This is a genomic window from Maribacter sp. (genome assembly GCF_049667165.1).
GTDB lineage: Bacteria > Bacteroidota > Bacteroidia > Flavobacteriales > Flavobacteriaceae > Maribacter_A.
Genome location: NZ_JBATHS010000138.1, coordinates 1 through 3,535, shown reverse-complemented (window position 1 = coordinate 3,535; position 3,535 = coordinate 1). Strand labels below are relative to the sequence as shown.

5 protein-coding genes are annotated in these 3,535 nt (G+C 39.3%); all 5 read right to left on the bottom strand.

Going from position 1 to position 3,535, the window contains the following annotated elements:
• Positions 1–403 precede the first annotated feature (403 nt).
• The 5 genes from WBM98_RS07290 to WBM98_RS07270 all read right to left on the bottom strand — a co-directional run bounded on the left by WBM98_RS07290 (position 404) and on the right by WBM98_RS07270 (position 3,216).
• Positions 404–1,114, bottom strand: coding sequence for an aromatic aminobenezylarsenical efflux permease ArsG family transporter (locus WBM98_RS07290; RefSeq protein ID WP_424365363.1), 711 nt, complete (start codon positions 1,112–1,114; stop codon positions 404–406).
• On the bottom strand, positions 1,115–1,552 hold the full coding sequence (locus WBM98_RS07285) for a nitrophenyl compound nitroreductase subunit ArsF family protein (RefSeq protein WP_424365362.1): 438 nt from the start codon (positions 1,550–1,552) through the stop codon (positions 1,115–1,117).
• Between the two features lie 23 nt (positions 1,553–1,575).
• Positions 1,576–2,553, bottom strand: a complete 978-nt coding sequence (locus tag WBM98_RS07280) for a permease (protein ID WP_424365361.1) — start codon at positions 2,551–2,553, stop codon at positions 1,576–1,578.
• A gap of 69 nt (positions 2,554–2,622) precedes the next feature.
• Complete coding sequence (locus tag WBM98_RS07275) at positions 2,623–2,859, bottom strand: thioredoxin family protein (RefSeq protein WP_424365360.1); 237 nt, start codon at positions 2,857–2,859, stop codon at positions 2,623–2,625.
• 51 nt (positions 2,860–2,910) lie between these two features.
• A complete protein-coding gene (locus tag WBM98_RS07270; protein ID WP_424365359.1) occupies positions 2,911–3,216 on the bottom strand; it encodes an ArsR/SmtB family transcription factor in 306 nt (101 codons plus the stop codon).
• Positions 3,217–3,535: the final 319 nt, after the last annotated feature.

The following is a 3,535-nucleotide window of genomic DNA, read 5'->3' as shown; positions in this document are numbered from 1 at the left end:
GGAAGACAGAAGTCAGATGTGAGTATTGAGAAGTGAGTATTGAGATGTTAGTTGATAGTTCATAGTTGATGGAGTTCAGTTGTCAGTTCGAGTGATTTTCGAAAGCCCCGAATGCTCGGGGGTATCGAGAACTGGAAGGTAGTGGTGAGTGGACAGTGGTCAGTAGGCAGTTAAGGGTTAGGTGTTAACAGGGGACGTAAGACGGTTGATGGTTGCTGGTTGAGGGATGTGGGTCGAAAGTTGGAAAGTCGAAAGTTGAGGAATGACGGAAGACCGAAGACCGAAGATAGTATGAATAGCGCATAGTGAATAGCGCGCAGCGAAAAGCCAATAGTGAGAATTAAGATGTTAGTTCTAAAATCTAAAATCGCAAGTTGATATTTGTGTTGGCTTTATAGGTTGGTTAATTCAGTAGTCCAGCGAAAATGGAAACATAATATAATCCTGTGATAATAAAAACGACCCCTGCAACCGTGCGCATTACCTTTTCGATTTTTGTAATCCTATTGTAGAACACCCCTATTTTGCTTGCTGTAAAGGCCAATAAATACGTGAAAAGAATTACAGGCAATCCTGTTCCAAATGCAAATATGAGCGGTAGATAGAGTCCGTCAGGTGAGGCTACTGTCATAGGGATCAGCATCCCAAAAAACAATGCCCCACTATACGGACAAAACGCCAAGGCGAAAACAACACCAATTAAAAAGGAGCCTAAGAGTCCTTTGTCTTTAAATTTTTCAGATAACTTTTCTTGAAAATTAAATTGGCCCAAAAAATTCAGTTTGATAAGATTCAGCATGATCAATCCGATCACGATCAATATTGGCCCTAAAAACTTCTCTCCATTTTGATTAAAAAAACGGGCAATATGAAACTTACTTGCGCCAAAATATAACAGCAAGCCAATGGCGGTATAACTAAACCCCCTGCCTAAGGCGTATAATAACCCACTCAATAAAACCTTCCGTTTGCTCGAGATATTTTTGGAAATAAATGCCGTAGCAGTGATATTGGTCGCCAAAGGACAAGGACTGATCGCCGTCATCAGCCCAAGTATGAATGCTGATACTATGGGAAAATTGTAATGCTCTAATAGGGATTTTAAAAAATCCATTTAGAGGGTCTTTAATTCGGCGTTGATCTTTGCTTTTAATTCTTTGGAGAAAGCTTCTTGGTCCAAACCGTTCATAAAAGCAAAATCGGTTAGGTTTACTTTGGTTTCCTTCCCGTTTTTTATCACATTCAAGAATAGGGAAGTGCCTGATGCCTCGAATTTTTCGGCAATATTCCCATTCTCCTTTTCATCGACATTGATCACTTGAAATGTAATTTTATTATCCTTCAACTCCTTCGCGAAATAGGTTTCCAGCGTATATTTCGTATTGGCTTCAATGGCATTACACGTCATACATCTGTGGGTACTATGGAAGTCCAGTACCTCGATTTTAGAAATAGATCCGTCTAACGAACTGGGTTTATTTTTGTCTTGACCATAACATGATGTAAGCATTAAGCTCATTGCGAGTACTGCGAAAAAATTAATTGGTTTCATTTTTATTGATTTAGATTTATAATTTATAATATGAGGTTGAATAAATAGCCTGAAAAGATGATACAAAGGGTTACGACACCAAAAAAGACGGCAATGAGTTTAAAGGTCATTACTTTTTTCAAGAGCATTGCTTCTGGTAATGAAAGGCCTACCACACCCATCATAAAGGCGATTGCAGTACCCAATGGAATCCCTTTGGCCACCAATACTTGAACAACGGGGAGTATGCCCGAAGCATTGGAGTACATGGGCACAGCCAAAATGGTTGCAATAGGAACGGCAAGAAGATTGTCCTTGTCCATATATTTTTCAAAAAATCCTTCCGGAATATAACCGTGCATCAGTCCACCTATGGCGATTCCTACCAATACATAAGGAATAACACCTTTAAGGATTTTAATGACTTCGGCCCAAATTATGGGTAGACGTTGTTTAAAGGATTGTTTTTCAGCTTGAAATATATCTTGTTCTCTTTGAGCGTTGGTCAAAACTTCTTTTACCCATGGTGTTAGATAGCGTTCCAAGTTCAGATTTTGAAGTATAACACCCGATATGGTACCCAATAAGACACCACTAACGACATAGAAGATCGTTGTTTTTAACCCGAACAGGCCAACAAAAAGTCCGATGGCAACTTCATTGACCAAAGGGGAGGTAATCAAAAAGGCAAAGGTTACCCCTAAAGGAATCCCACCTCTCACGAAGCCGATGAACAGGGGGACTGATGAGCAGGAACAAAAAGGTGTTACCACCCCAAAAAGGCTTGCCATAAGGTATTCCAAGCCATATAATTTATTTCTTGACAGATAGTTTTTAACCTTGTCTATAGGAAAGTAGCTATTGACAATTCCCATAAAAAAGATGACCATAAAAAGTAGGATCAGAATCTTTGTCGTATCGTAAATAAAGAAATTCAGCGCTGCTGCCAAATGTTGCCCTTTACTTAGATCCAAGACATCATAAACCAACCAATCAGCAATATATTGTACCCAATCAAACATGCGACATTGTGTAATGAATTCTGGTAAAGCCTGGAGTCTTACCATGCTTTTCCATGGCGTTGGCAGACCTTAATTTAGCAGTGCCAATACTTCATCTTTTGAAGGCACCCTACCTTTTATGGTAATGACGCCGTCTATTACCAATGCCGGGGTTGACATGACATTGAACTTCATAATCTCCATGATATCCTCAACTTTTTCGATGGTCGCCTCAATATTGTTTTCTGAAACCACATCTTTGACTACCCCTGTCATTGATTGGCATTTTGGACATCCTGTCCCCAATATTTTAATAACTTTGGTCATACTGATTTTATTTGTTAATCGCCTATGGGCGCTCTATTTATTAAAAATATATCAATCAAAAAATTGCTGAAATAAGGCTTTTGCAATTTTCCAGTTGTCCTGATTGATACAGTACTTTATTTTTGGCGGTTTTAGTTCTCCCTGAATAAGACCTGCGTTTTTCAATTCTTTCAAATGTTGGGAAACGGTAGATTGTGCCAAAGGAAAAACTTCAACCAAATCTCCAGTAAAACAACACGATTGCTTTTCAAGGTGTTTTAAAATAGCGATACGGGTAGGATGCCCTAATGCTTTGGCAAATTTTGCCAAGGCTTCGGTATCTTCCTGGTAAACGATATGTTCTAAACTTCTTTTCATCCGTACTTGACTGCTGTTTTCTTAGGTCGGAAAAAATTCACCACCCATCATTATCGTTGACATCAACGTAATACGTAAAGCGCATTTCATATTGCTTATCGCAAATATACGATAGGTTTTTCAACTGAAATGTGACTTTTATCATATTTGCTTTTTTTATGGAAGATGGAAGATGGAAGATGGAAGACGGTTGATGGGTGAGGGGAGATGGATGGCAGTTGGTAGTATCTACATTCCAAAGGGTCAGTTCGAGTGATTTTCGAAAGCCCCGAATGCTCGGGGGTATCGAGAACCAGAAATCAGTGGTCGGTAATCAGTG